The 26,606-nt window shown below is 50.2% G+C and carries 27 protein-coding genes and 1 riboswitch; of the genes, 8 read left to right on the forward strand and 19 right to left on the reverse strand.

The window, feature by feature from the left end:
• Positions 1–48: 48 nt before the first annotated feature.
• The 4 genes from speD to JNE38_RS19735 all read right to left on the reverse strand — a co-directional run bounded on the left by speD (position 49) and on the right by JNE38_RS19735 (position 2,994).
• Entirely contained in the window at positions 49–453 is a 405-nt protein-coding gene (speD, locus tag JNE38_RS19720; protein ID WP_203255312.1) for an adenosylmethionine decarboxylase, read from the reverse strand.
• A gap of 235 nt (positions 454–688) precedes the next feature.
• Entirely contained in the window at positions 689–1,285 is a 597-nt protein-coding gene (locus tag JNE38_RS19725; protein ID WP_203255313.1) for a hypothetical protein, read from the reverse strand.
• A gap of 343 nt (positions 1,286–1,628) precedes the next feature.
• On the reverse strand, positions 1,629–2,135 hold the full coding sequence (locus JNE38_RS19730) for a DUF4446 family protein (RefSeq protein ID WP_203255314.1): 507 nt from the start codon (positions 2,133–2,135) through the stop codon (positions 1,629–1,631).
• Positions 2,136–2,394: 259 nt separating this feature from the next.
• On the reverse strand, positions 2,395–2,994 hold the full coding sequence (locus JNE38_RS19735) for a hypothetical protein (RefSeq protein WP_203255315.1): 600 nt from the start codon (positions 2,992–2,994) through the stop codon (positions 2,395–2,397).
• Between the two features lie 226 nt (positions 2,995–3,220).
• Between JNE38_RS19735 and JNE38_RS19740 the strand changes: the two genes are divergently transcribed.
• Entirely contained in the window at positions 3,221–3,856 is a 636-nt protein-coding gene (locus JNE38_RS19740; protein WP_203357653.1) for a YktB family protein, read from the forward strand.
• 123 nt (positions 3,857–3,979) lie between these two features.
• On the opposite strand, the gene JNE38_RS19745 is transcribed toward JNE38_RS19740, so the two are convergent.
• Positions 3,980–4,978, reverse strand: a complete 999-nt coding sequence (locus JNE38_RS19745) for an NAD(P)H-dependent flavin oxidoreductase (RefSeq protein WP_275296725.1) — start codon at positions 4,976–4,978, stop codon at positions 3,980–3,982.
• A gap of 130 nt (positions 4,979–5,108) precedes the next feature.
• On the opposite strand from JNE38_RS19745, the gene JNE38_RS19750 reads away from it, so the two are divergent.
• Positions 5,109–6,581, forward strand: coding sequence for an aminotransferase class I/II-fold pyridoxal phosphate-dependent enzyme (locus JNE38_RS19750; RefSeq protein ID WP_203255317.1), 1,473 nt, complete (start codon positions 5,109–5,111; stop codon positions 6,579–6,581).
• Positions 6,582–6,832: 251 nt separating this feature from the next.
• Positions 6,833–8,770 carry a dihydroorotate dehydrogenase gene (locus JNE38_RS19755; protein WP_203255318.1) on the forward strand — a complete coding sequence of 646 codons (1,938 nt, stop codon included), beginning with the start codon at positions 6,833–6,835 and terminating at the stop codon, positions 8,768–8,770.
• A gap of 55 nt (positions 8,771–8,825) precedes the next feature.
• Here the strand turns inward: JNE38_RS19755 and JNE38_RS19760 are convergent, their stop codons facing one another.
• The 5 genes from JNE38_RS19760 to JNE38_RS19780 all read right to left on the reverse strand — a co-directional run bounded on the left by JNE38_RS19760 (position 8,826) and on the right by JNE38_RS19780 (position 13,208).
• Entirely contained in the window at positions 8,826–10,976 is a 2,151-nt protein-coding gene (locus JNE38_RS19760; protein ID WP_203255319.1) for a TolB-like translocation protein, read from the reverse strand.
• A gap of 107 nt (positions 10,977–11,083) precedes the next feature.
• The gene (locus tag JNE38_RS19765) at positions 11,084–11,209 is read right to left on the reverse strand and encodes a GapA-binding peptide SR1P (RefSeq protein WP_203255320.1); all 126 of its coding nucleotides are present in this window, start codon (positions 11,207–11,209) and stop codon (positions 11,084–11,086) included.
• Positions 11,210–11,360: 151 nt separating this feature from the next.
• Positions 11,361–12,158: an alpha/beta hydrolase gene (locus JNE38_RS19770; RefSeq protein ID WP_203255321.1), complete on the reverse strand. Its 798-nt coding sequence runs from the start codon at positions 12,156–12,158 to the stop codon at positions 11,361–11,363.
• A gap of 120 nt (positions 12,159–12,278) precedes the next feature.
• Positions 12,279–12,578 carry a DUF3055 domain-containing protein gene (locus tag JNE38_RS19775; protein WP_203255322.1) on the reverse strand — a complete coding sequence of 100 codons (300 nt, stop codon included), beginning with the start codon at positions 12,576–12,578 and terminating at the stop codon, positions 12,279–12,281.
• A 105-nt stretch (positions 12,579–12,683) separates the two neighbouring features.
• Positions 12,684–13,208 carry a MarR family winged helix-turn-helix transcriptional regulator gene (locus JNE38_RS19780; protein ID WP_203255323.1) on the reverse strand — a complete coding sequence of 175 codons (525 nt, stop codon included), beginning with the start codon at positions 13,206–13,208 and terminating at the stop codon, positions 12,684–12,686.
• A 180-nt stretch (positions 13,209–13,388) separates the two neighbouring features.
• Here JNE38_RS19780 and JNE38_RS19785 point away from each other — a divergent pair, with 180 nt between their 5' ends.
• Positions 13,389–13,817, forward strand: a complete 429-nt coding sequence (locus JNE38_RS19785; protein ID WP_203255324.1) for a DUF1885 family protein — start codon at positions 13,389–13,391, stop codon at positions 13,815–13,817.
• A 131-nt stretch (positions 13,818–13,948) separates the two neighbouring features.
• A complete protein-coding gene (locus JNE38_RS19790) occupies positions 13,949–14,587 on the forward strand; it encodes a glycoside hydrolase family 73 protein (protein ID WP_203255325.1) in 639 nt (212 codons plus the stop codon).
• A 56-nt stretch (positions 14,588–14,643) separates the two neighbouring features.
• Here the strand turns inward: JNE38_RS19790 and JNE38_RS19795 are convergent, their stop codons facing one another.
• From JNE38_RS19795 to dapD, 5 genes are all read right to left on the reverse strand, one after another.
• The gene (locus JNE38_RS19795) at positions 14,644–15,006 is read right to left on the reverse strand and encodes a DUF4912 domain-containing protein (RefSeq protein ID WP_203255326.1); all 363 of its coding nucleotides are present in this window, start codon (positions 15,004–15,006) and stop codon (positions 14,644–14,646) included.
• A gap of 111 nt (positions 15,007–15,117) precedes the next feature.
• Complete coding sequence (locus tag JNE38_RS19800) at positions 15,118–15,714, reverse strand: hypothetical protein (RefSeq protein WP_203255327.1); 597 nt, start codon at positions 15,712–15,714, stop codon at positions 15,118–15,120.
• A gap of 269 nt (positions 15,715–15,983) precedes the next feature.
• Positions 15,984–17,114, reverse strand: a complete 1,131-nt coding sequence (locus tag JNE38_RS19805) for an N-acetyldiaminopimelate deacetylase (protein ID WP_203255328.1) — start codon at positions 17,112–17,114, stop codon at positions 15,984–15,986.
• Positions 17,115–18,329: an aspartate aminotransferase family protein gene (locus JNE38_RS19810; RefSeq protein WP_203255329.1), complete on the reverse strand. Its 1,215-nt coding sequence runs from the start codon at positions 18,327–18,329 to the stop codon at positions 17,115–17,117. It lies immediately after the preceding gene.
• A 13-nt stretch (positions 18,330–18,342) separates the two neighbouring features.
• Entirely contained in the window at positions 18,343–19,053 is a 711-nt protein-coding gene (gene dapD / locus JNE38_RS19815) for a 2,3,4,5-tetrahydropyridine-2,6-dicarboxylate N-acetyltransferase (RefSeq protein WP_203255330.1), read from the reverse strand.
• A 128-nt stretch (positions 19,054–19,181) separates the two neighbouring features.
• Positions 19,182–19,367, reverse strand: a riboswitch (Lysine riboswitch).
• A 231-nt stretch (positions 19,368–19,598) separates the two neighbouring features.
• Here dapD and JNE38_RS19820 point away from each other — a divergent pair.
• Positions 19,599–20,147: a GNAT family N-acetyltransferase gene (locus JNE38_RS19820; RefSeq protein ID WP_203255331.1), complete on the forward strand. Its 549-nt coding sequence runs from the start codon at positions 19,599–19,601 to the stop codon at positions 20,145–20,147.
• Here JNE38_RS19820 and JNE38_RS19825 read toward each other — a convergent pair.
• The 3 genes from JNE38_RS19825 to JNE38_RS19835 are packed head-to-tail and all read right to left on the reverse strand — an operon-like array spanning position 20,122 to position 23,300.
• Positions 20,122–20,964: an EcsC family protein gene (locus JNE38_RS19825; protein ID WP_203255332.1), complete on the reverse strand. Its 843-nt coding sequence runs from the start codon at positions 20,962–20,964 to the stop codon at positions 20,122–20,124. The genes JNE38_RS19820 and JNE38_RS19825 overlap by 26 nt on opposite strands.
• Before the next feature lie 24 nt (positions 20,965–20,988).
• Complete coding sequence (locus JNE38_RS19830; RefSeq protein ID WP_203255333.1) at positions 20,989–21,198, reverse strand: hypothetical protein; 210 nt, start codon at positions 21,196–21,198, stop codon at positions 20,989–20,991.
• Positions 21,199–21,242: 44 nt separating this feature from the next.
• Positions 21,243–23,300: a hypothetical protein gene (locus JNE38_RS19835; protein WP_203255334.1), complete on the reverse strand. Its 2,058-nt coding sequence runs from the start codon at positions 23,298–23,300 to the stop codon at positions 21,243–21,245.
• A gap of 222 nt (positions 23,301–23,522) precedes the next feature.
• On the opposite strand from JNE38_RS19835, the gene JNE38_RS19840 reads away from it, so the two are divergent.
• On the forward strand, positions 23,523–24,317 hold the full coding sequence (locus tag JNE38_RS19840; protein ID WP_203255335.1) for a class I SAM-dependent methyltransferase: 795 nt from the start codon (positions 23,523–23,525) through the stop codon (positions 24,315–24,317).
• Positions 24,314–24,985 carry a hypothetical protein gene (locus tag JNE38_RS19845; protein ID WP_203255336.1) on the forward strand — a complete coding sequence of 224 codons (672 nt, stop codon included), beginning with the start codon at positions 24,314–24,316 and terminating at the stop codon, positions 24,983–24,985. The genes JNE38_RS19840 and JNE38_RS19845 overlap by 4 nt, the downstream gene beginning before the upstream one ends.
• Positions 24,986–25,079: 94 nt before the next feature.
• Here the strand turns inward: JNE38_RS19845 and JNE38_RS19850 are convergent, their stop codons facing one another.
• On the reverse strand, positions 25,080–26,594 hold the full coding sequence (locus JNE38_RS19850; RefSeq protein WP_203255337.1) for an efflux RND transporter periplasmic adaptor subunit: 1,515 nt from the start codon (positions 26,592–26,594) through the stop codon (positions 25,080–25,082).
• Between the last annotated feature and the right edge of the window lie 12 nt (positions 26,595–26,606).

Below are 26,606 nucleotides of genomic sequence, written 5' to 3' on the forward strand. Positions count from 1 at the left end.
GTAAAAGAGGTGCGGACCACATCCGCACCTCTTGAATACATCCATTTGTTACTTGCTTACCAATTCAGTCGCTTTCATTTCAGGCTCGACAACTTGCAGTTCACCTGTGCCGCGAACGAGTTTCTTCGCGTAGGTTTTCTCCGGCTTCAGCACGGATACCAAGTAATCGATAGCAACTTGCGGGTCAACCGTCTCACCGCACGTGTAGCAATCAAGAGCGGCAAATCCGCGCTCTGGATACGTGTGAATGGACAGGTGGCTTTCCGAGAGAAGAACCAGAACGGTAGCACCCTGAGGAGAAAACTGCTTAGCTTGCACGCTCAGTACCGTAGCACCGCATGCCTCAGCAGCTTCAATCATTTCTTTTTTCAAAAATTCTGCGTCGTTCAACAAGTCAAACTGAACTCCCCATGTGTCAACAGCAACGTGTCTTCCGAAAGTCGAGTATTCCATCTTTCGGTTCCCCCTTCCTAGCAGTGTGTAATGTTAAACATCGCTAGGACCTGCGTCATTCACTAACGGGGGCGGTTTCCCTCTTGTTATCCACCCTTTAAAGTGAATCCTGGTTCCTAATCCTGTTTCCAACGAAAACAACAATACCACGCTTTTGCCTAATTTGACAATACCCTTTTTGAGAAAAATACAGGAAATAAAAAAATGGGCGCGATAGCACCCATTTCTTGGTTTTTTAAGCTTCCAGTTCAAACATACGTTTCGATAAAGTGGCTAATCGGCAGTCAATTGCAGTCAGCTTTTCGGGAGCATTGCTTCTTGCCCAATTTCGCAGATCCAGCCATCGGTCAGTCTCTTGATATAGGGACTCAATCTCCCGTTCGCTGCCATCTTGTTGGAACAACGCCTCCAACTCATTGGCCACGCTCGGTGAAGTATTTTCAAAGATGGACACTTCTTCGTCACCTGATAGTTCATGGATGCTCACAACCGAGCCTTGGTCGTAATGATATACGACGGTAAAGCCATCATAAATCCGATGGACAATTCCATAGCCCCGAAACGTTTTCATCGCTTTTCGCATCACGTTCGCCAACTGTCGATCTCGAATCAGATACGAACTGTCACACGAGTAACGATTGCCAGATCGAGCGAAACTCAATTGAATTTCACCGCTGTTGTCTGTCAGAATCACGTCCCGGTCGCCATTGTCACAAACTTTGACATCGACTGAAATGTGTTCGTTGGTGAAGAGCGAGACGAATTGGTTCAGCTCTTCTTCATTCACCGTAAAATAGGCCTTGGCGTAATTAGTCGCTAAACGCTGTGCCATAATATCTCCTCAATTCTTTTGGTTTGCATGGCCATAGATCGACCGAACAATCATCCGAATAAAGGAGCTACGCTAAGTGTCAACGAAGGAACGCTGTAGAACCTGGCCTTGCCCCGCGAATCGAAAATCGATTTGGGTAATGAAGGCGGATCACCTACTTTTTGTATTTACGAAAAAACCATCCTTGACTTCTCTTATTATACAACAGGCAATGTGAAAAGTCTTGATCCAAAAGGTGATGAATTTTCGCAAAAAAACGGATTATGCGCGTTCAGACGCTGAGAAACGAAAAGAACTCTCTGATTCATTCATATGCTTACCATTTCTGAGAAATACGGAAGGTTTACGCTCCCACAGGCGGATTCATCGCTTTTTTTATGACAGCTTGTTCCTCCTCTGACAGCGAGTACAGCGAGCTGCCTCCCTCCAATGGTTTTGCGTATACACGCGATTCTTCCCGTCCAAAAATGCTCGTGATCACAACGCCATTTTGTGCGTCATCGAGGATCGCCATCGAGAAGCTGAGATCACTCCCAACATCCCCAAACGCATTATACCGGATGACCGCTACGTTCCCAAACTGCGAAGCCATTCTCTGTGACAGTCGATTGATCATGAATTGCTGATCGCTGTGCACCTTTTTCACTTCGTCTACTTGATCCAGCAGCCGATGCATCCCTTCCTCCAGATTCGCTCCGCCTACCCCCGTCATAAGCCTGTTGATTGATTTGCGCAGCCTGCTCACCCGTACGGATTGCCTGATGCAGACTATCAGCAGGATGAGGTTGAGTGCGATGACGACCAGGAGCAGGATCCCTGCATTCGGGATTTGTGATAGGAATGGTTCCATGAAACGTTTTCTTCCTTTCTGGTGCATAGGGTGCCAAAATCCTTTTCTATTGTAACGCCGTATCGTCAGTCATTCAAACATAGTCTGCCGAAATTCACGAATTGCTAACAGGTTACTTGCTGCCAGCAGGAACGAAACGCGAAGGGAGCATAAAATGGCACCAAAAAAAGCGACACCCTCGTTTTTCGAGATGCCGCTTTTTTTATTCCCTATGCTTATGTTTCAAGCTCATCGTTCGCCTAATATCCTCCAGTCTACCTTACGCTTCCAAGAGCAGCATCTCTCGCCGGAGCTGCTTCAAGCGTTCTTTGGATTCCCTCACCTGTCCTTTGTCCGCTGCTTTGATTGCGTCGTACAAAGTGGCAAGCTCGTAATCCAGCTCCAGTCTCAATACCGGAATGCGTTCTTCAGAATCACGTCGTTTCAACGCGGCAATCACCTGGTCCATCGTCACATTGCAAGATTTTTCGTAGATCACTTTTTTCTCAGCTCCTTTTATTTCCACTATTCTGACGGCTTCACCGTACCGGATGTACTTCATCAGGAAACTGTCTTCCAACCGAATTCTGATGATGGCATGCCCTTTAGCTTTCTCGACAAAGTGGTACAAAACAGCCGCCACCCGTGAGTCTGACACGGGGATACCAGCAAGCTGCAGCTTGTAAGATCCGTTTACCCGCTGCATCTTCCAGTCAGATTTACCGTCTGTGGTGTTCACGAGGAGGTGAAACTGCTCGGGAGACTCTTTCCACGTGACGCTCACCCCTTCTTCCACCAGGGCCTGCACCATCGCGTGTAGCGTCCTTCGATCAAACCAGACAGCCAGATTGAAATACTCCAACTCAATGCCGAGATTCATCAGGGCCCCTCCCTTTTACAGAATACTCAGACAACACTTTCGCTGTAAGGGAGTGAGTGGTATATCATATTATTCAGGCGACGGTTTTGCTATTCATATCCCGGCATGTATTTTTTTCCTACGTGGTATGATATCATATGGAGGATTCCAAGCTCCCTTGACAGGGACGTTCGCCCTTTTCTTACGGTGGCGTGCGATGAAGTTGATTAAAGAGGTGTTGGCCCCCGTGTCTACGTTTACAGGTTTTCAGCAAGAAGATTTTGATGTTTTCAACATCGATGGCCTCGATCAGCGAATGGACGCGATCAAGACAATCATTCGGCCAAAACTGGAGGCGCTCGGTCAGCATTTTGCCCCTGCCCTCTCTGTCGCGACTGGATCTGAGATGTTTTTTCATGTTGCGAAGCATGCTCGAAGAACAGTAAATCCACCAGTTGACACCTGGGTCGCCTGGGCTGCTGACAAGCGCGGATACAAAAAACACCCGCACTTTCAAATTGGCTTGTGGGGCACTCATCTGTTTGTCTGGTATGCAGTGATATACGAGGCGCCGGCCAAAAGTGAGATCAGCCAAGCGCTGAGCACACATCTCGATGAGGTTCTGGCATTGGTCCCAAATGAGTTTCGTTGGTCTGGCGATCATACGCTTCCCGATAGTACTCCACATGAGGCGCTTGGAAAAGCAGGTGTCCAAAAACTGGTGGACAGGCTTGCCCAGGTCAAAAAAGCGGAACTGCTTTGCGGGATCACCATCGATAGGCACGATCCTGTACTCGCGGATAAAGACGCTTTGCTCTCTCGCCTGGAACAGACCTTTGACGTTCTGACCCGGCTGTACAATTTCAATCGTTCTGGTGCATAAACCGCCTCCCGATCTTTTTGTATAAGTTATATATGCAAAAGAACAGGTCCGCTTTCACTCGAAAAGCGCATGCCTGTTCTTTTGTTTTTTATGGACGACGGGGAACACTACACAGGGATATGGCTATTCACCTTTGTACCCTTTCAAGCGCTCCAGCATGACATCCAAATCTTTAAACATTCGTTCAAACAGTTCCTGAACATACGGCACATCCCGAATCAGGCCAATGACTTGCCCGGCCCACCCAAAGCCTTGCTGTTCATTTCCTTCATAAATAAAGTTGCGGTTGTTTTCTCCGCTGATCCAAGGTTTTAATTGCTCGTATACTGCGCCCTCTTTTTCCATTTCCAAGATGTGGTCGGAACCAGGCGTCCGAACCACGCGGGCAGGTGCACCCAGCGTTCGCTTGATCACAGCAGTATCATGCTCCGTCCCTTTGAGGAGAGCTTCTTTGTAAGCCGCGTGAGCATGGACGCACTCCTTCGTAGCAATGAATCGGGTACCCATCTCTACCCCATCCGCTCCCAGCGCCAACGCGGCCAGGATTCCACGACCGTCGCCAATCCCTCCGCTGGCCAAGACGGGGATCTGTACCGAATCCGTCACACGAGGGATGAGAACGAAAGTCCCGATATCATCTCTTCCCAGATGACCGCCGCCTTCCTGACCGACAGCCATGACTGCGTCAGCCCCTATGGACTCGGCTTTCTGGGCTTGTCGCACCGAAGCCACCAACACCAGCTTTTTGATGTCGTGACCATCGAGCTTCCGGATGAGCGGTTCCGGATTGCCACCTGTCACGGAAATGACTTTGACGCCTTCTTCCATGGCTACATCGACATAGGGCTCGTATGATTGATTGTACTGGCCAATCGCAAAGTTAACCCCGAATGGCCGTTCCGTTTTCAGACGGACTTTGCGGATTTCTTCGCGCAAGGCTTCCGGGGACGGCAGTGACATCGCGGTAATTTGGCCCAATCCCCCGGCATTTGACACCGCTGCAGCCAGATCTGCGTATGCTAAATAGGCCAATCCGCCTTGAACAATCGGATAATCAATTTGCAACAGTTCTGTTACTCTTGTTTTCATCTCATCACCCCATTTAGGTACAACTTCTCGGATGATGCTTGGAACTCCTGCCACGCGCTAGGATTATGAATAAAAATTCGCTTGCTTTCCCCCCCTTTTTTGCTATACTCAATTTGTTTGTTTTTACCCTTTGATTCTTTATTCGTAAAGTGAGGCGATCGTAGTGAGACAAATGAAAACTCCTTTGTTCAGCGGGTTGTTGGAGCACGCCAACCGGAACCCGATTCAATTTCACATTCCGGGCCATAAAAAGGGTATGGGCATGCATCCGGCATTTCGCGAGTTCATCGGGGAGAATGCTCTCTCGATAGACCTCATCAACATTGCGCCACTGGATGACTTGCATCATCCCAAGGCGATGATCAAGGATGCTCAAGAACTCGCAGCCGAAGCGTTCGGCGCTGACCATACATTTTTTTCTGTGCAAGGGACGAGCGGTGCCATCATGGCCATGATCATGGCCACTTGCAGCCCTGGTGACAAAATCATCGTTCCGCGCAACGTGCATAAGTCTGTCATGTCTGCGATTATTTTTGCAGGAGCCGTTCCAATCTTTATCCACCCAGCGATGGACGAGAGATTGGGTATTTCTCACGGGATTACAGTGAAAGCCGTGCAAAAAGCACTGGAAGCCCACCCGGACGCAGCCGCTTTGCTCGTCATCAATCCAACGTACTTCGGCATTGCTGGCGATTTGCGCGAGATCGTACGAACTGCGCATAATTATGAAATTCCTGTGCTGGTGGATGAAGCGCATGGCGTGCACATTCATTTCCATGAGGAGCTGCCGATTTCTGCGATGCAGGCAGGAGCTGATATGGCGGCGACCAGCGTCCACAAATTGGGTGGTTCTTTGACGCAAACCTCTATTTTGAACGTACGGGAAGGGCTCGTCGACGTAGACCGCGTGAAAACCGTCATGAGTATGCTGACGACCACCTCCACTTCATACATTTTCCTGGCATCGCTCGATATGGCACGCCAACACCTGGCTCTCAATGGACGCCTGTTGACCGAGCAAGCCATGAAGCTGGCTGACAAGGCGCGAAACATGATTAATGATATCCCACGCATTTACTGCGTAGGTCGCGAAATTCTCGGCAAGCCTGCTACCTTTGCCATGGATCCGACGAAGCTCTTGATCCATGTGCGGGACCTGGGCATTACGGGCTGGGAAGTAGAAAACTGGCTTCGGGATAAGTACAACATCGAAGTGGAAATGAGCGATTTGTACAATGTCCTTTGCTTTGTAACGGCCGGAGATACGGATGAGACGATTCAAGCCTTAGTGAATGCCCTGCGCGATTTGTCTGTGGAATTTGCGCATGTGCAGGCGGAAGAAAAGCCAACCATTTCCCTGCCGAACATCCCGATGCTATCGACTACTCCCCGCGACGCCTTCTATGCGGAGACTGAGACGGTTCCCCTCAATGAGGCGGCGGGAAGAGTCATCACGGAATTCATCATGGTCTATCCACCAGGCATTCCGATCTTTCTCCCGGGTGAAGTCATTACGGAAGAAAACATCGCGTACATCCGAGAAAATATCCGTGTCGGTCTCCCTGTTCAAGGACCTGAGGATGAGACTCTGAAAACCATCAAAGTCGTCAAACGCCAAACAGCGATTTCCGGCTAAAAAAATAGGTAGCTCGTCCAAGCTGTTGCCTGCAAAATGGCAGCAGCTTTTTTTGCATTCCGATCGTTCGGAGAGTCGGTACTTTTTGATTAGAAAACTTGGCTACGCCAAGCCTTTTCACCCAAAGGGCACACGTCTCGCTTTCTCACTTCGTTCAAAGTCTCGCTATGTTACACTATACTGGGTAAGAAACGTATAAATTCTTAACTGTATAAAATAGACGTGAATCTAACCGGAAGAGGTGAAGGCACGTGCCTGACTGGTCGTACCGCACATTATTTCGCCCTCTACTCTTTCTCCTGTCCCCTAAAAGCGCGAGAGAGATCACCCTGCAGGCCATCGGCACACTTGCAAATTGCCCGGGAGGTCCCTCGATCATCGAACTGATGGGTCACATGAAGCCCCCTGCTGAATTGTCACGGCCTTTGGCAGGCATAACCTTTCCTACCCCTGTCGGATTGGGAGCTGGTCTCTCTCCTCAAGCGACAGGCATCGATGCGCTTTCCCGTTTTGGAGTGGGCTACATCGAGCTCGGTCCAGTGACAGTCGATCCGATCTTATCTGCCAATGCGCTGGAGCGTAATCCCCATGAACATTCGATTACCTACCCAGATACGGAGTGCTTCGTCAACCCGGGTGTTCAGGAGCTGCTGAAAAAGGTGGAGGCGATGGATCCAATCAGCGTTCCTGTAGGAGCAAGAATCGCTGCCCGGCCCGGGGCTGCCATTCGTGAAGCGACCGACAATCTGCTCTTTCTCATGGATAGCTTAGCTGATTGCTGCCAGTTCTTTTCCATCGATACCCGCATGCCTCTGGCAGAATCGTGGAACCAGGACGCGTGGCGATCGCACCTGCGGGAGCTCCGTGCCGCCACTGGGCATCCGCTTTTCCTGCTCCTTCCCCCCGACATTCCCAAGGAAAACGCTATCGCGCTATTTGAGCCAGCCTGGGAGGTGGGATTTTCAGGCGTACTCGTGGCAGGAGGCATCCAAACTGATCAAGCAGCAGCTGCTCGGGTGACAGGCAGACCCACTAAGGAAGAAAGCCAGCGATTTGTTCAATGGGCGAGATCGCAGTGGCCGCATGCAGTCATCATCGGCTCAGGCGGGATTCACGAGCCGGCAGATGCCCTCATTATGATCCATGCAGGCGCTGACCTCGTCCAGCTGCATAGCGGGCTGGTCTACTCCGGTCCAGGTCTCCCCAAACGAATCAACGAAGCGATCCTGCAAACATTCACGGAGAATACCGGTTCCGCTGTCGCTCCACCTGCTGCTTCGCAATCGCATTCCCTATGGAGTTGGGGAATGCTCCTGGGGATCGGAATGATGATCGGAGGCGCCTTAGCCTGGCTCATTGCCGCAACGAGTGTCATCCTCCCTTACGACGAACACTTTCTCGGAATGAGTGCTACGGAGCTGATGGTTCTCAATGAACGACTGCTTCTTTTTATGTCACACGATCGGATCAGCCTCGCAGGAACGATGATCTCCATTGGCGTCATCTACTATCAGCTGTCTCGTCACGGTCTTTTGCGCGGATCTCGCACAGCCCGAAAGATTTTTCTCATCTCCGGCTCAATCGGGTTTTCCAGTTTCTTTCTGTTCATCGGTTATGGCTATTTTGATTATTTGCACGCAATCCTGGCTGCCGTTTTGCTCCCTGCTTTTTTATTCGCCTTGCGCGCTCCCTGTCCGGTTCATCTTCCCCTTCTCCCCGCACAGCTGCGGAACGATCGTGCGTGGAAGCAGGCCCTGTGGGGACAACTCTTTTTCGTCATCATCGGATTTGGACTGACTGCAGCAGGCATCATCATTTCGCTTATCGGCGTGACCGGCGTTTTTGTTCCCTCAGACCTCATTTACCTCTGCGCGGCTCCTGACGTGCTTATGGCGTATAACGAGAGGTTGATTCCCCTCATCGCGCACGATCGGGCAGGATTTGGCGGAGCGCTCATCTCAGACGGAATCGCGATCCTTCTGCTCAGCCTATGGTCCTTCAGACAAGGAGAAAGCTGGCTTTGGTGGACATACCTCTATGCTGGCGTTCCTGGATTCGTCGCCGGGATTGGGGTGCATTTTGCCGTCGGATATGTGGATGTCATTCATCTGCTCCCTGCTTTTGTGGCAATGGTCCTGTTTTTGCTCGGACTGGTGCTGTCACGACCGTATTTGACTGCTCGATGCTAGCCTTGAATAAAAAAACAGACAGTGAGCAGATGACTCCACTCCTGTCTGTTTCTCTTTATTTGTAGATGCGAATGTTAATTTTGTCCAAGCCTGCTTGCTCAAACAAGTCCGCCATGCGGTCCATATCATCGAAAGCCTCAGAGAGCGACATGCTTACCTCATTGCTTTTGCCTGCAAAGAACACCATGACGAAGTTTTTAAAACCAGCTTCGTTCATTTTGTCAGTCAGTGTACCATCTGTCATCAATTCCAGAATGGTATATTCCTTGTAATCACCCGGCTCTGGTTCCGGTTCTGGAGTCGGTTCATTGTCGTCATCATCGTCATCTTTTGGTTGAGCAAACGCGAGTGTGTACACATACGGCGTGTCTTCCCGGTTGTCAATCCAGACGAGGCGATTACCGCCAATGCGGGCTTCTTCTACGTCCGCATCGTCATCCCAAGAGTAATCACTGTAGGTACCATCTTCGACATCGTAAAGCTCGTGGTAGAAATCCTTTTTATTCGGAGACAGACGATTATCCTCAAAGAAGACCATATTGCGGGAGGTTTGCGGATTGATCTGGTCACGATCGCTGTAGCGCAGCAAGGAAGCCGTCTTACCGCGGTCGATGTCATAAGAATACAAATCCCAGCTTGGTTTTGAGGAGTCAGTATATTCACTCCATACGACAAAATTATCTCCGAGCTTCGCTTCTTTTACTTGAACATTTTTGCGAATTTCAGTTTCATCCTCTTCGTCCATATCGTACAGGAACACGCTCGCTTTGTTTGTGCTTTGCTCCTGAACCCACGAAATGTAATTTCCGTAGATGTCGATGCTCAGAGGATCTTTCTTTAACCTAGCGATCTCTGTAGATTTGTTGGTAGACAGATCGGTTACAACCAGCTCAGGCTTACCGTCTACATTCAGCCACAGCAGGTTCTCCCCATCGAGCTCATACAGTTTATCATCCGGAGCTTGATCGTCATCCTCGTCAGTCACTTGCTTCGTTACACCCTTTTTAATGTCGTAGGAAACGAGAGCATCCTTGGAGCTATCGTACCAGACGACATATCGGTTGCTTACAAGAGGACGGGAAGGTTCATCGTCAGCTTTCGTAAGGGACTTGCTGGTACCATTATCCACATCATAGAGGATCACGGAATCACTCTTGTTCCCTTCCGAAATGTAAACCACGTATCGGTCGCTACCGTCAGGCTGGCTCGGGTCACCTGCCACCGAACCGAGCGGCAAAGATTCCTTTTCATCTACGTCGTACAGGTTGAGACGCAGCTTCTTGTCATTATCCGTTTTCGCGTACAATACATAATCCCCGTATACCCGCGGGGCCAATTTATCGTAAACGAAGCTCTTGATTTGATTTGAACCTGACTTATTTACATCGCCGTATGACAGATCGCCATCATCAAGAAACACATATGTATTTTTGTAGATATGCGGCGATTTCTTATCGCTAGAATCATCCGTCAGCTTCTTGGCTTTGTCTTTGCTGATGGTGTACAGGCCTATTTGGCTATAATCCGAGCTATTGTCTTCATAGATGATTTGATCTCCGGAGATCGAAGGGTTCAATTGGTCGCCGCGCGTCGTCACCGCTGCTTTTTCACTCTCTGATTTGAGGTCGTAATAGTAGATGTCAGCGTTGCCACTGCGCCCATCTTGCCATGCAATATATGTATCACCGGCAGTCGGATTGCTGGCCTTTCCACTCGTACTGATTTGCTCAGTCTCGCCTGTGGAAGTGTTGTACAGGAAGATATCCGTACCGCCCTCGCTCTTGTCGTCCCATACTACGTTTTTCCCAGCTATGTCCACATGGGAAACTTTAGCTGAACCGCTTGTCAGAAGAGTCTCTTTTTTCTTGGAAATATCGTACAGGTACACGTCAGATCCGCCGTCACGGGAATCGATCCATACGACGAAATCGCCGTCTACGCGAGGGTTATTCTTTGTGGAAGTCTTGCTGCCGATTTTCACTTCCGAACTGTTGTCCAAGTCATAAAGAGTGATGGTCTTGTCTCCCTCTACCATCCACACTGCATAATCCTTAGAAATGTCGAAACCGGTCTTAGCTATCTCAGGTTGGCTTACGTCTAGTTTGATTTCGTCGCCAATGCTGTAGGCAAACGCCGGCGTCCCGCTCCACAGAGAGGTGACCAAGATTGCTGCGGCCAGCCAACCCTGCTTGGGTGTAAGCTTCATGAAACAATTCCTCCTCTTGCAACGATTTTTACTCTTCCTATTATCCCCCATGTTGGAAAGGTTGTCAAAAAAAACAGGCCTTGCATAATGGGCCTGTGGTAATTAAACTATTCTCTTTCTTGTTTTTCATGCTGCTGGCAATCACAGCTGCAGACCGCATAAAGCGTTTTCACCGAATTGCATTCGAAATGTTCAATAATCGTTCCGCACGTTTGGCATACGATTGTTCCCATTTATATTCCCCTCCGCTTTCACATTGCCCAAAAGCACTGTGAGTGATGGTCATATCATCGTCAATGTGATGTTATATACATCTTAATATGACACACCATTAGGAGTCAATACGGTAATTTAACACATTTATAATTAATTAGTATGTCACATTCAGGGCGCTTGTCGATTCATCCATGCCTCTACCTGAAACATCACTTGTTCTTTTTCCGGTTCATTCAGCACTTCATGACGCAATCCGTTCCACCTGTGGTATTCCACTTCGGAATGGATACCCGCTGCGAAGCGCTCAATCGCATCCGGGTCGATCAGCGAATCATCACCTGCCTGCAGGACGAGGACGGGGACGATAATACGCTCCCGATCTTTCCACGCCTGATCCATCGCCCGATGCAGCTCCTGAAACCACCGCACACTCACCTTGGCATAATTAAGCGGATCGCTCTGATATGCCGCTTGAACTACCGGATCCCGCGACACCATGTCAGGCGTGATGCCATTCGGCATGGCCAAAGTAGGCCAAACGCTGTCCAGCCAGTGAGCAAGCTTGACCTTCCAAGGGGGAACGGCCAACTTCAATGCAAGGCAAGGCGATGTCAAAATAAGTCCCGCAAATTCCTGCTTGCTTTGCTCATAGCATTGGATGTACCGAGTAGCGATTAGCCCTCCCAGACTATGACCGAGTATGTAGATTGGATGTCCATCTCCCGCTGCTTCCCGGGCTGCCCTCCTCCATTCATCTACCGCCTCCAGGTATTCCTCAAAGGCTTTGATGTGACCCTTGCGTCCTGGTGCCCTCCCCCAACCTGGCAAATCGCCTGTAAACACGCTCCAACCCCGCTCGTTCAAATAGGCCGCCACGTGCTCATATCGACCATAATGCTCCCCTGTACCATGCACAAGGACGACCGCTCCTTTTTGTTCGGCAGCCAGCCATTTATGTTGAATCATTCCTCTTCTCCTCTCCGCTCGTCCGACTGGGTGCAGAGCTTACGTCTTTTTCAGCCTTTTCTTACTCATATCTTCGATCGTACATGAAAAACGAGCAGAAGAAAATCTTCTGCTCGCCTGCTAGTACTGATTTTCTTCAAATGGCATAGTAGGTAGATACTCTTGGAGAAATTGGGCAAGGGCTTCCGCTTCGCTCTCAGAATCCAGCCGGAAGATTTTTTGCAGGTAACCAGGATTTACGGCATCCTCTGAACTGAGAAGGGTCGATTGCCCCGTCTGCATACAGATCACCAATGGCTTCCCGTAAAACTTGTGAGTAAAAACAATCCCGAAATCATGGCGAGTTCCCTCCGAGACAAATCCCAGAAAACGTACATTGGCGTTCTCCGACTCCTCGTATAGGTGGTCGTAGTGCTCCATCAGCAATCCCTCCTCATTTGAAGTATGGCTCCGAATCATTGTTGAATAAATATTCGGAGTATTTCTTAGTATACGCGAAAACCCACTTTTTGCCACTCCTGCCACTTAACTGATCAAATGCCTGGAATTGGGAAGCCGATCCTCGCCTTCCTGAATCCATCGCACCTTTTCAGCACCGTGCAATGATTGAGCGACAAAGGACAAACATTCAAAGAATAATTCTACCACCGCTGTACTGTAGCGTTCCTCCATTTTCTCCAATGCATACGTCAAACGAAAAATAGATGGCACGCTTCGACGGCTGGCTTCGATCACTTCTTTTCCTTTTTCCGTTGGATACACATGCACGACACGGCCATCCAACTCCGACTTTTCGATGGTTACCATCCCTTTTTCCATCAACTTCTTGATATGAATCACGATCGATGAGGGGTGCCAGAAGGTCCAGTCGGCAATTTGTGTGACCCGCACGCCTTCGTAACAGTAAATGATCCAGAGAATGTTTAATTGCACGGAGGAATCCAGTTCGGCTTCCTTCGCTGCCTTCTCCCAATCCTCTTTATTCACCACATCGATGGCGCGCATTGTGTTAAGCGCTTCGAAAACGTTTCTGATTGAGACCTCCTGCATAGGATCTATCCTCCATGAGATTCTGATCTTCTTTCATCCACTATATAAATAGTAACTATATTTTACACTTTTCAGAAAAGACACGCAATTATTTTTGGTCAGGAATTGCCGCATTGTCAAAGAGTGGAAGCAATGCTACACTAAACGCAGACATTCTCGGTACTAGGAGTGAGTGCAATCGTGAAACTTCAATCAGCCTACATTTATTTCGTAGAAGGCTCTACTGCCACCAAAGCAGACATTGAAGACGTGAAGGCAAAGTTTTCCCGATATATCGACATGACGACCAAGACCGGCCAACAGCTTGGTTGGTCGTACGCAGATGCAGCCTTTCCATACACGCTGGAGGAACGGGAGGAAGGCAAAGGCTCCTGGTTCCTGCTCAAAGGAAAAGACCCGAATATGTACAAGGCCATCATCGTCGGTGTCGGCTCCGCCGAATCGAATGGACAAGAAAAGCACTACATTCAACTGTCGTTACCAGAATCCGCTACGCATGGCGATAAAAACAAAGCAAATGAGTACTGCCGCTATCTGGCCCGTGATTACAAGGCGGAGCTTCACTTATTCAACAAGAGAATTCAGTATTTTCAGCCTCGAAAGCCATAACGATCCATCCCCAAAAAGAAGCAGCCGACGCCCTCGGCTGTTTTTTATTGACTTGGGCTAGCTCCACCGCTCGATCATAGCCATAAGGTAGTTACTGAGCGAATCGGATGCTATGAGAGAGGTGTTATCCTATGGAGACTCAAGTGTTTATCGAGCTGATGGCTGGCTCGGCCAGACAAACCTATTTGACTCATCACATTTTCCCCTCGATTACCATCGCCCAGGCCATCCTGGAGTCAGGCTGGGGAAAGAAAGTACCGGTCGACCCGGCTACAGGGCGTTCCTCTTACAATTTATTTGGCATCAAAGGAACAGGGCCTGCTGGGTCTGTCAGCGTCGAAAGCAAGGAAGTGGAGAACGGCCAGACTGTTTCGCGCACCTCCCACTTCAAGGCGTATTACAATTACCAGCAGTCCATTGACGATCATGCCGACTTTTTGCTCAAGCCAAATTATAAAAAAGTGATCACAGCCGCCACCCCACAAGAGGCTGCCCATGCTTTGGAAAAGGCGGGCTATGCGACCGACCCGCAATATGCGGAAAAACTGACAGCGTTAATCAAAAATTACAATCTGAGTCAATACGATCAATTTTCTACGGAGGAGCCCATCGTCTATCCCCCATGGAAGCTCGATTTAGGAACACGCGCCTTAAAAGAAGGACTGCTCACGTCTCCTGAGTGGCTCAGCAAGCTGGATGAACCTATGCCGGTTTGGGCCGTCCTCGCCGTTGCCCTGCGCTTGCTCGACAAGCAGCGGCAAATGCCGTAAGAAACAACAAAAGACCCTCTTTCCAGAGGGTCTTCCTTTATCCATGAGCACGTTGATCAAATCATTTGAGATCTCGATAGCGAAAAGAACCTTCCATCCACCATTCGAATGCCTAAATCAACACAATATTCCAATCCTTGCGTAACTCCGTAAAGAATCCACTCGGATGAACGGTGGTTGATATCAAAATCAGTGTAAAGGTCTGTGCCATCATCGCGGATCTCTTTGCGGTCAGTCACATCGAAAAGGCGTAGGACAAAAGGCAGCTCAGCAAAAGGGATCGCAAACTTCTTCTCCACTTCCTGCTTGAACTCCTTTGTCATGTTCCACTCTGCCCGGATAGAATGATCATCCTGCCAGGCGATGCGTATACTCGGGCCTTCTACGTCTGTGGATGATCGCGGGGGATTTGTCTCCATTCGCTCCCATCGTTCCTTTCTTTCATGTACTCGCTTTCACCATGTATATCGGCTTTTCTACCTATTATACCATGTGAATTAGCATCGTGGGAACGCAAACAAGCCATTATTTTATCGGCCAACTGTAAAGGTGTTCTCGCCTACAACCACATAAGACTTGAATTGCTCAGACTTCATCCGTACCTGGATCTTGTAGGTCCCATAACTTCCAAGCTTGGTGGAAACAAATGGTTCAGAGAAATAAAAGCTGTTTGCTTTCTCAGTGGAGTACTTCCACTCTTTCCCTTTATCAATTTCTTTTCCTTCCGGCGAAATCAAAACCAGCTGCATTCTCAGGTCTTTTGCTACAGGCGCTTCATCGACTTCTACAAACACGTTAAAGGTGCGTGGTACATTTTTATCACTATATCCTTTAATCGGGTTGCTAAACACGACCGTCTTGTTTCTCGTTTGCTGAATCCCTTCCAATACAAGGATATTCACATTCGGCTTAATAATTTCCAATTTTCCGGAGTTTTGGTCATATTCTACAAAGCCACCCATTTTATTGACGAGATCTTCCACAGAATTCGCGTTGGATGACCCCATGCTGCTTACGACTCGTTCGCCACCCATGAATACCCGCATCGCCCCCTCACCCAAGGCGGTGCTTCCTACTCCAGCCATGACAGCTGTTGCCAACAAGGCCGACAACCATGCTTTTTTCATGTCATAATCCTCCTGTATGTGTGCGCTGCAGCGCTTGTTATTCCGAATTTGTTCTTATAAGTTTATACGCCTAAACAAGCAAATAGTTGTGGTCCTCCGCTAACTTTTTTCAACACTATCCACACTATCCACAGCCCTAGATAATCAGGAAGAAAGACTTATTCACAGGGTGTTTACCTAGTCATGCAGCACTGCTGACCAGAAGGAGAAAGGATATGAAAAAGGAGCAGCCAGTGAGTAGCTGCTCCCAAGTCCTATGATCGAATGAATCAACGCTCCGACAATTTCGTGAAGTAACCGCTGACGACCTTGATCGCAACTTCGATCGCGTCTTCGTTCGGCTCGATTTTCGAGTGATGCAATCCGTACGGCGTATTGACTCCCAGCCAAAACAAAAATCCGGGAATCTCGCTGAGGAAATAGCCAAAATCCTCTCCCGTCATCGCTTCCTTGCAATGAATGAGGGTAACCTCCGGGCATTCCTCGTCCACCCATGCCATGAAATCCTCTGTCAGTGCCTCTTCGTTGTACACCTGGCAGTATCCACAGCCGTAATCGATCGTGGCCGTGCATTCAAAGCCAGCCTCTACCCCTTTGACCAAGGCCTCGATGCGACTTTTCACCCGTGCCATCGATTCCATGGAAAACGTGCGGATGGTTCCTTCGAGACGAGCACGCTCGGCGATGATGTTTTGCTTGGTTCCACCTTCGATTTTGCCAATCGTGATGACTGCGGAATCCAGTGGGTCGATATTCCTCGCGACAATGGATTGAAGCTGGGTCACCAAGTGGCTGCCTGCGACGACCATGTCGTTGGATTGATGGGGAAATGCAGCATGGCCCCCTTTTCCGACCAGATCCACAAACAATTCCGAAGTGTTGGCAAAAAGAATGCCGGGCTTGGTAGCAATGTGACCGACAGGATACTCCGGTGCGATGTGCAGGGCAAAGATGCAATCAGGACGCCACGCGGCAAACGCTTCGCTTTCCATCATTGGCAAAGCCCCACCCGGTCCTTCTTCGGCAGGTTGAAACAGAAACAACAAGTCATCGGCAATCGGATGCTCCACAAAATGAGTCAGGAGCCCGAGCGCGATTGCCATGTGCATGTCATGTCCACACGCATGCATGAAGCCTTCGTGCAAGGAACGGAAAGGATAGGACGTCTCCTCTGCGATCGGGAGACCATCCATGTCCGTGCGCCAGGCGATTGTTCGTTTTGGATCGGTCCCTGGAACGCGGACGAGAATTCCCGTGCGCCACGTTTGAACCTGGAGTCGCTCAGAAGGGAGCGTCTCCAGATAACGCAGAAGGTACTGTTGCGTCTTTACTTCCTGAAAGCCGGGTTCCGGAATTTGATGGAGATCTCTGCGTATTTGCACAAACGTGGAAACGCTCATCTACAGCGCCTCCTTTGCTGAAATGGCCGCAGTCAGCTGACGGGTAAACACTTCGAGGAAGCGATCCACATCGCCCTTCGTGAGTGTCAATGGCGGAAGTAATCGAACGATCGTTTTTTGCGTGACATCGACGAGGATCCCCTCTGCAAGCAATTCACTTTGCAAACGGCTCGTTTCATCAGGCGTGACGCTCAGCGGAATACCCACCATCATGCCCTTTCCTCGCAAAGCCTGCAGCTGCTCTGGCATGCGTGCACGCAAGGCTTCCAGTCCTGCCCACAGGTATTCGATCACCTCGTTTACCCCAGCGGCAAAGCCCGGTTCGAGCAATTCATCCAGCACGGCATTCCCAAGGGCTGCGGACAAAGGAGATGGGGCAAAGGTGGTTCCGTGATCACCCGGCTTAAACTGGTTCATCAGCTTTGTACCAGCGATCACGCCCCCAAGAGGCAAGCCTCCCCCTACGCCTTTTGCAAACAAGATCAGATCAGGCGACACACCTGCATGCTGATAGGCAAACAGTTTACCCGTGCGTCCCATCCCGGTCTGAATCTCGTCCATTGCGAAAAGCATGCCTTCTTCCTGGCAAACGGCTTCCACCTCACGCAGAAACGCCTCCGTCAGAGGCACAACCCCGCCTGAACCGAGCACTGGCTCCATCAAAACCGCTGCAGGCTTGGCGCTTTGGCATATTGCACGCAGGCCTTCCGAATCTTCAGCGTCCAGCTCATAGACGGGAAATGCCGGCTGCGGAAAATCCTGATACACATGGGCTTGTCTGGTCAATCGCACAGCTCCCAGCGTACGGCCGTGGAAGCTGTTGCGCAGAACGACGATACCCTCGCGGCCCGCACCTTCCGCTTTTGTCCACTTGTGAATCAGCTTGATCGCCGCCTCCGTCGCCTCAGCACCGGAATTGGTGAAAAACACTTTTCCCGTAATGGTCTGTTCAACCAACCGCTGTGCCAAACGAATGGCAGGCTGGTTGAGAAACACATTGGAGATGTGCAGAAACTGCTCACCTTGCTCATGCAGGGCCTTCAGAATACGCGGATGCGAATGTCCCAGCACATTGACTGCGAGTCCGGTAAACAGATCGAGGTAGCTTTTGCCATTCGTGTCGTACAAGTAGTTGCCTTCCCCTTTGGCAATGGCAATCGGCAACCGTTTGTATGTGGAAACGATGTATTGTTCATCAAGCGAGCGCCAGTCCATGTTCGTACACCCCTTAGAGTTGACGTAGCTCCTGCTTGATCTCGGTCTTGGAACGAGTTTTTTCGTCGATTTGTTTGATGACGCGAGCAGGAGTACCTGCTACCACTGTATATGGAGGAACATCCTCAATGACGACAGCACCCGCAGCGACTACCGCACCTTTTCCTACGCGAATGCCTTCCAGAATCACCGCATTCGCACCGATCAGTACGTCATCCTCGACTACTACTGGTTGAGCGGATGGTGGCTCGATTACGCCTGCGATCACAGAACCAGCGCCGATATGGCAGTTCTTCCCGATCGTTCCACGGCCGCCTACCACTACGTTCATGTCGATCATGGTGCCCTCTCCAATGACCGCACCGATGTTGATGGAAGCACCCATCATGATCACCGCGTTGTTGCCGATGGTCACTTGGTCACGAATGATTGCGCCTGGCTCGATGCGAGCTTGAATTCCTTTGGTGTCGAGCAGCGGAATGGCGGAGTTGCGGCGGTCGCTTTCCACTACGTAGTCTTCGATTTTGTCAGCGTTTTGCGCCAGAACTGGCTCGATCTCTTTCCATTCGCCAAACACGACGCCTGTATTGCCATTGATGAAAGCTTTGGCGTTCGCACCAAAATCGATGCCTTCCAGGTTTCCTTTCACATATAGTTTTACTGGAGTTTTCTTTTCGCTTTTTTGAATAAAAGAGATAATTTCATTTGCATCCATCATGTTCACAGGTAAATCCTCCTTTTAGTCAACAGCATTTCGAATGAAATAAGAAAACCTCAGTCGAAGTCTGCCCAAACATAAAAAAAGCAATGAGTGCATGCGCTAACTCATTGCTTTCGATACATCGGCAGCAAATCGTAAATAGCGCTCCACAAGAAAGACTCTTTCTTGTGACAGGATGATCATTATTCATGGGCACCCCAACCTTTGCCACTCAGGGGATGGCAATCGGCTTCGGCGCTTTAGCCTTTCCTCCTTTTCCTGCCCCCCGGCAGATCTCGAAAAGATGTACTCATCTTCGGCGCACCTCTATTTAGACTTTCTTATCATAATTTCATTTAACTCTACCAAAATCAACACCGTGTGGCAACAGCTTTCTTGTAAAGAAACACCGCTGGAGGGTCTGAAAACCGGGCTTGCCCCTACTCCAAAAGATGCGGAGGCGCGCAAAGCATTCGGCGTTGGGGAAAATCGAGTATTCATACGCTTCTCACTAGAGGGCGCATGTGATAGAATGTCTATCCCACTTTCTTTTCCAAGGAGGATTTGACGTGCGACTACATACGGACGCCCTATACTTGCGCCCTCTGCAAAAGGAAGACGCAGCCGAGCTGCTGGAGCTGAGGCTGCGCAATCACGATTTTTTGCAACCTTTTGAACCGATACGCCCTGCCTCGCACTTCACACTGGAAGGACAGCAGGAGCAGATCGCCCAAGCCCAGCGAGATTTTGCCAATCAAGCCGCTTTTGCATTCGGTGTCTTCCTTCCAGAAAACGACCGGATGATCGGGAGAGTCGCGCTATCCAATGTGGCCCGTGGTGCTTGGCAGAATGCTACCTTGGGATATTTCCTCGACAAGGAGTTCAATGGAAAGGGATATACGACGCAGGCGGTCAAGCTCGTCTTGCAGTTCGCGTTTACGGAAGCGCAGCTCCATCGGGTGCAGGCAGGAGTCATGCCGCATAACCTCGGCTCCATCCGCGTGCTGGAAAAGAACGGCTTCCGCTACGAAGGGCGATCCCTGCGTTACCTCCTCATAAACGGGGCATGGGAAGACCACGACATGTACGCCATCACGGCTGAGGAGTGGACGAAATAGCTTCGATTGGCTCTTCTGATTGTCTCAGCCGCTCCAGGATTCGCCGTTTGCGGTACAGCATCATGCCGGCTTCGGCGACATCCTGCACGGTTGAACGATTTAAGTAGGCACCGAACAGGATCCCGGCAATCGGGACCATCTGGAAAAGCTTTTTCCATCCGAAGTTTTCAGTGTAAGTCACCACGACTTCGCGCCAGCCCTGCAATTGGGCCATCACGTCCCGCTGTGCAGCCGGGCTGTCAAACTGGGACAGCTCCTCTAAAATCGCTTTTTTCCCCACGATATCGGACGATGCAAACTGCAAGCACTTCACCACAAAGAGACGCTCCCGTTTTTCCTGTGGACGATACCCATAGCACAGCGCCATCTCCTGCAATACCTTCAGCGAGGTTCCCAGCAAAAGCGGGATATCCAATGCCAAGGTAAAAATCCCTCCGATCCCTGTCGTAGCTCCCTGGACCGTGGCAAACGTGGCTCTCGATTCTCTCATTTCCTTCGCCACCTCATTCATGACGGTCAAAGGAACCTCTGCGGCCTCTTGTGCCACCATGACTTGTTCTTGCCCCATTTTCGTGCGGATTCGGCTGTACACGGCTTCATCTTGCACCAAGTAAGTACCACCGTTTTCTAGAAATGCGGCCATTTCATCCACGGCAGTTCCCAGCTTCTCTCGAACGAATTTAGGTGTGATACGATCCAGCAATACAAATGGAAGTCGTCCGAGTTTTTCCCAAAACCACAAATCATTTTGTTCCTTTTCCCACGCCACCACTTCTTTCAACCCTAGAAGCAAGGACTCCTTTGACTCTCTTGTCATCAAGTGCCTCCTTTGCGGTGTATCTTATCCATCTTTCTGACGTTTCCACAGACATTGATTGCGGAGCAGCTGCTTGACGTACTCCTGCAATTGTTCAGGGGAGGTAATACCTGCAAACTCCTCTTTTTCTCTTACGATTCCCAGTTTGAAATGTTTCACTTGCTCGCCTTCTACTTGAAAGCCGAACTTCATTAATACGGTCTTTTGCTCTTCCGTCACAGCGCATTCCTCCATCCGAAAAGAACCCCCTGCCGTGGCAGAGGGTTCTTCTGTAATCTCTATTGTACTTCAATCGTTATTGTCATGGACTGCTGTTTTTCTAGCATGTCCGTGTTTTTCGTGTAATCCTTCGAACTGTATACAACTTCACACGTACGATAGCCCATGACATTCGTCACTTCTATCGTGTACACTCCTGGCTTGCCATCCTGAAAATCAATGAATTTCTTGAAGTCCAACGATTTGACGCCATCCGTATCCGATTTGTCTTCTTCTTGATCTGTATGTCTCGGTTTGATGGTCATCAAAGTATCATCGTTGTACTTGATTTTCACCACATTGCTGGACTCAATGGTGCCACTGCCGTACTCTTGCTTTGACCCCAGCAACGTTTCGCCGTCCTCCCAGATCAAATCGGGAACATGAACATAGCTTCGTTCCGTTTTGCTGCTTTTATTCAAGATGATTCGTTTGGTCCCCTGGTATGCTACATGAGTGGACATGAGCACCAGTTCCTTCAAATCATTCAGGTCGCTCTGGGAATCTACTACGATTCGATCGCCATCCCGATACTCTTTCCCACTCTTGGTCACGAAGCGCATCGGGGTCGGATAAGGGACTGTTCCCACATCGCCCGGATCACAGACCGGTGAAGAGGAGATTGGCGGAACGTCCTCAATAACCTGTACATATCCGCACCATGACTGACGAGGCTCGCGCTTGCTGTAGTAATTCACTTTGTAGCGTCCTGGTTTGAAGCTGGACAGCGCCAGCGCGGTATGATCCCAATTGAGCTTGGCAGCGTCCACGACCTTATTGTCAACCGCCCACACGCCTGGACCCTCATCGTCATCTGCCTCACTGCCAAATTCGACATGATCAGCGGCTGTAGTCAACCATATGAGGTGAACCGGGTTCTGGTACAGCTTGACGGTAACATCCGATGAGTACAGATTACTCCGCTCGAGCATCAGGGAAGACTTTTCATTTCTCTGCATCAAAACATCCATCGTGGCTGTAGCCGTGCTCGGCCCGCATGCTTCCGGCGTACCCGGAACCTGGATTTGAAGCGTGGTCGAGGTATCCATCCACGCTGTAGTCGTATCCGCCGGCTGGTTCGGCTCAAACGTTACACTGATCGTCATTCCCGCCAGCATTTCAGGAATGGCCACTTCAATGCTCTGCGAATTCGTCAGAGTCTGACCTGTGCCGTTTACCCACCATCGACCTGCGAACGGCGAGAACAGCTTAACCGTGCTCGGAGCTTTCTCCGCTGTGATCACTTGATTTTGCGTAAGCTTCTGGCCGGTTGCATCCGTTCCCATATAAATCTCTGCTAACCCTACCTGGATCGTAGTCATCCACGGAGATTGACTGCTGTCATCAGGCGTAAATACGAGATCGTATTGACCTGTTTTCAGGGAGCCTGATGTAAAGACCAAGCCCGACACGGAGCGCATTTCCGTATTCGTCGCCTTGTTCGTCAGCCTCCACGTACCGGGTACTTTGCTGGAAAAGCTTCTGGACCCGAACAACCCGAAGATGGCACTGGTGCTCCCGGATGGTACGGACGCACCTATAGCCTTTTCTCCCTCATAGATGTAAGGATAGTTCTGCGCTTCTACCTGAAAACGCACATTCACCGTACTTTTCTGACCTTTTGCATCCGTCACGACCAACGTCATCGTATGCTGGCCTGCAGATAATTGAGAGGAAGGGATGGAGAATCGAGGTACTTGCCATTTCAACGTGGCTTGTGTGGACTTCGTTTCTCCTCCGAGGGCCGTGAGTTCCACGCCATCGAGAAAGACCTCGTGTCTGTTCACGTTCGTACCGCTTCCGTACGTGGTTTGCGTTAGATCGACATCGAGCGGAGTATCCGGCGGGAGAATAAACTCGTCATTTTTCACCCAGTTCCAGCCCCCAGCAGTCAAGCCGACGACCTGGTAATCATTAAAAACAACCATATCATGAATCGGTTTATGTACGGGCTGTGACACCTGACTATTCCGCTTCATCGGTGTAGTCGCCCCCATGGCTGGCGAGACAGACAGACCGGACAGCAGGCTTCCGGTAGCCAGACACACTAAAAGCGCTGATACAACCCATTTTTTCACTTGATGTCCTCTCACTTTCTCTTCTTCATCATTCACTTGTTCCTAATTCGACAAAATCAGCGTTGACTCCTTTTTATTTCCTGACAGGAAAATGTTCCCTCGTTTTTTTCCTGCTGCTGGTGGCAGTGAAATGCATATAGGTAAAAACTATCAAAATGATAATTTATATAGATTTGACGAATAGTGATTGAGCTGGTAAAACAAGGGTAAGGAGGGATGGACATGAATCAAACCAAACAGTGGGACGCGAGCCACTATGACGAAAAAATGAACTTCGTTTCCCAGTATGGCAGAGGATTGATTGACTGGCTACAGCCTGTTTCAGGTGAACGCATATTGGATCTCGGCTGCGGAACCGGCGATCTCACCGCCCAGCTGGCAGAAAGCGGAGCCCATGTCGTCGGCTGTGATTTTTCACCGGACATGATCGATGCCGCGCGAAGCAAATACCCGCATCTGTCATTCTCAATCGCTGATGCCCATACGTACCGTTCGAGCGAGCCCTTTGATGCGATCTTTTCAAATGCCGCCCTGCACTGGATGAAGCAGCCTGAACAAGTGGCGGAAACCATCTGGCTCGCTCTCGTGCCAGGAGGAAGATTGGTCGCTGAATTCGGAGGAAAAGGCAACTGCGGTCAGGTGATCGAAGCTCTGCGTGCCACCTTGGCGCATCGAGGTATTTCCGCTGACGAGCGAAATCCCTGGTACTTCCCCAGCATCGGAGAATACGCGTCCTTATTGGAGCGTCAAGGCTTTCGGGTAGTGCTGTCCTCGCATTTTGACCGCTTGACGCTGATGCCTGACGGTGATGGCGGCCTGCGGCACTGGCTCGATTCTTTTTGCAGTCCCTTTTTCAACGGGTTGTCTGCAAGCGAAATTGACGAAATCTGCTCGGATGTCAATGAACGCCTGCGACCATCCTTGTACCGAGATGGTCAATGGTACGTGGACTACAAGCGTATCCGCGTCATTGCTCGAAAAGAAGAACGGGCTGCCAGAACGGAGGCGAAGCCATGACTCAAATCGCTTGTTTGCACGGTCATCACTCGAACATCGGATTGATGGATGTGACGTTTGCACCCTGGGCAGTCGAGATCACCCACTATGTCGATCCCGGGTTGCTTTTGCAAAACAAAGGAAAATGTCCACCTACACAAGAACAGGTCCAGGACAGGCTGAGGAGCCAGCTCGATTGGATGAAAGCCGGTATGCCGGATGCCATCCTCATCACCTGCACGCAATATGCTGCTTGCCTGTCAGCGGAAATGGAAGCTGCCTTTCCACTGCCGATTCTTACCATTGACGGCCCTTTCTTTGACGAAGTGGCCAAACGCCCCGGCCCACAGGTGTTGCTCTTCTCCAATCCCGCTACCGTGACACCGACCATGAATCGTTTATGGGAGCATGCTGCAGCCTGCAGGTTTCAACCACAGGTCGAGATTCATGTGGCGGAGGGTGCCTTCGACCTCATTATGACGAATCAGCAGCAGGCCTACCACGATGCGATCTGGTCCTCTCTGCAGTCACTTCATGACAGCCATCCATCCTCTTTCCTGTCCGTAGCCCAGCTGTCCATGGTGCCGATCGCACGTGACTTCGCATGCAAAAAAGGCATTCCGGTTTCTCACCCTCTGCAAAGTCTGACGGAGCGGATGGTCCAAACGCTTCACCTCGTTGAAAAATAAAGCACTCCCTGCCCAAAAAGAAATCCCCGGCTTCCATGCGTTCCATACTGCATGCAAACTGGGGATGTTTTTCTTTCATTTTTCAGTAGCAGATCTAGGCGTTGGTCACCAGAACTTCAGCGCCTTCGTCCAAACCGCCTTTGATTTCGATGAACTCCGTACCCTCTACTCCGATCTCCACCTGTTTGGGCGTCGGCTCGCCTGTTCCAGGGTCTTTGACCATGACGGTACCCTTGCCTTCTTCCATAACCTCGACGGCATTCAGCGGGAGTCGCTTGACGTTGTCCTTTTGCTCCACGTAAATATCGCAGTCGCCCGTCATCCCGTGCTTCATTTCGGAGGTCTCACTCAGCTCCACCTTCACGGCAAAGCGAACGGCCTTGTCCTCTTTCGTCCCTTCCTTGGGAATCTCGATAACCTTTCCTTTGAAGGGGCGGTTCCCAAAAGCAGTCACGTAGACATCCACACTCTGTCCCAGCTTGATAGCCGGAATATCGATTTCGTCTACCGCCGCCATGAAGTACACTGAAGTTGTGTCCATGATGACGACTGCCGGTTCTCCTCCATTCGGCGTTTCTCCTTCTTTTACATTCAGCTTGGTGATAACGCCGCTGATCGGTGCTTCTACCTGCTTTTTCGCGATTTCACGCTTCTTTTGCTCCATGGTTAAGAGCGATTCTTTCAAAGCCAGTTCTTTTTCCCGCAGCTCCAAATCCGATGCGGTCATATCCATTTTAAACAGCTGCTGTCCTGCTTTGACTTCGTCGTCTTTCTCGACGTCTACTTTGCCGATCTTCCCGTGGGTTCCCGCCAGCAGCTCCATCTCGTCCGGCAGCTCAAACGGAGTGGCCATCTGACTCGCGTACAGCACGCCCTTGGCATCCGTAAACTGCACTTCCCCCATGTCTCCTACGTAGAGTGCGCCGGGCTTTTTCACTTGCACTTCGACATTGTGCACGCCTCCGACCCCTTTTTCCTTTTGACCGACCAGGTCGATCTTCGTAATGGTGCCGTCTACGTAGTAGAGAGAAGCCGTAATGAAAACCTTCACGTTTTGCCCGACGCGGAACCGCTCTGCTTCATAAGCGCTAAACTTGCCCGTAATTTTCAAATAGTCCGTATTGGTCAGCTTCGCCACGACGGAATCCGGTGTGACCGTATCCCCTTCCTTGACGAGCACTTCCTTGACCTTCCCCGTTTTGTCAGCCAGGATCCGATCCTTCTTGTTCTTCAGCTCATCCAGTTCTTTTTGGGCGCGCAGGATACCGAGCTCCTGCTTCTGCATTTCCAGCTGGGCGTCCGTACTGTCGACGGTAAAAAGTATGTCTCCCTTTTTCACCGTTTGCCCTTCCTTCACGAGCAGCCGCTCTACCTTGCCGCTGATTTCCGGCTTTACTTCTTCCCTGGCTTTTGCCTCGACGGAGCCGGAGGAAAAGATCGTCTTTTTTACTTCGCCCACATCGACAGCTGCCGTCGGAAAGGATGGCTGTTCGGCTGGCTGCTCTTCGACTGCGACGTTCTTTGCTTTCCAGGTCGAATAGCCGTAATAGCCTCCCCCTCCCAAAACGACCACAGCTGTCGCTAGAATGATCCACTTTTTCTTGTTCATGTCTCGTTCCTC

It is taken from the genome of Brevibacillus choshinensis, from assembly GCF_016811915.1.
In the GTDB taxonomy this organism is placed as follows: Bacteria; Bacillota; Bacilli; order Brevibacillales; family Brevibacillaceae; genus Brevibacillus; species Brevibacillus choshinensis_A.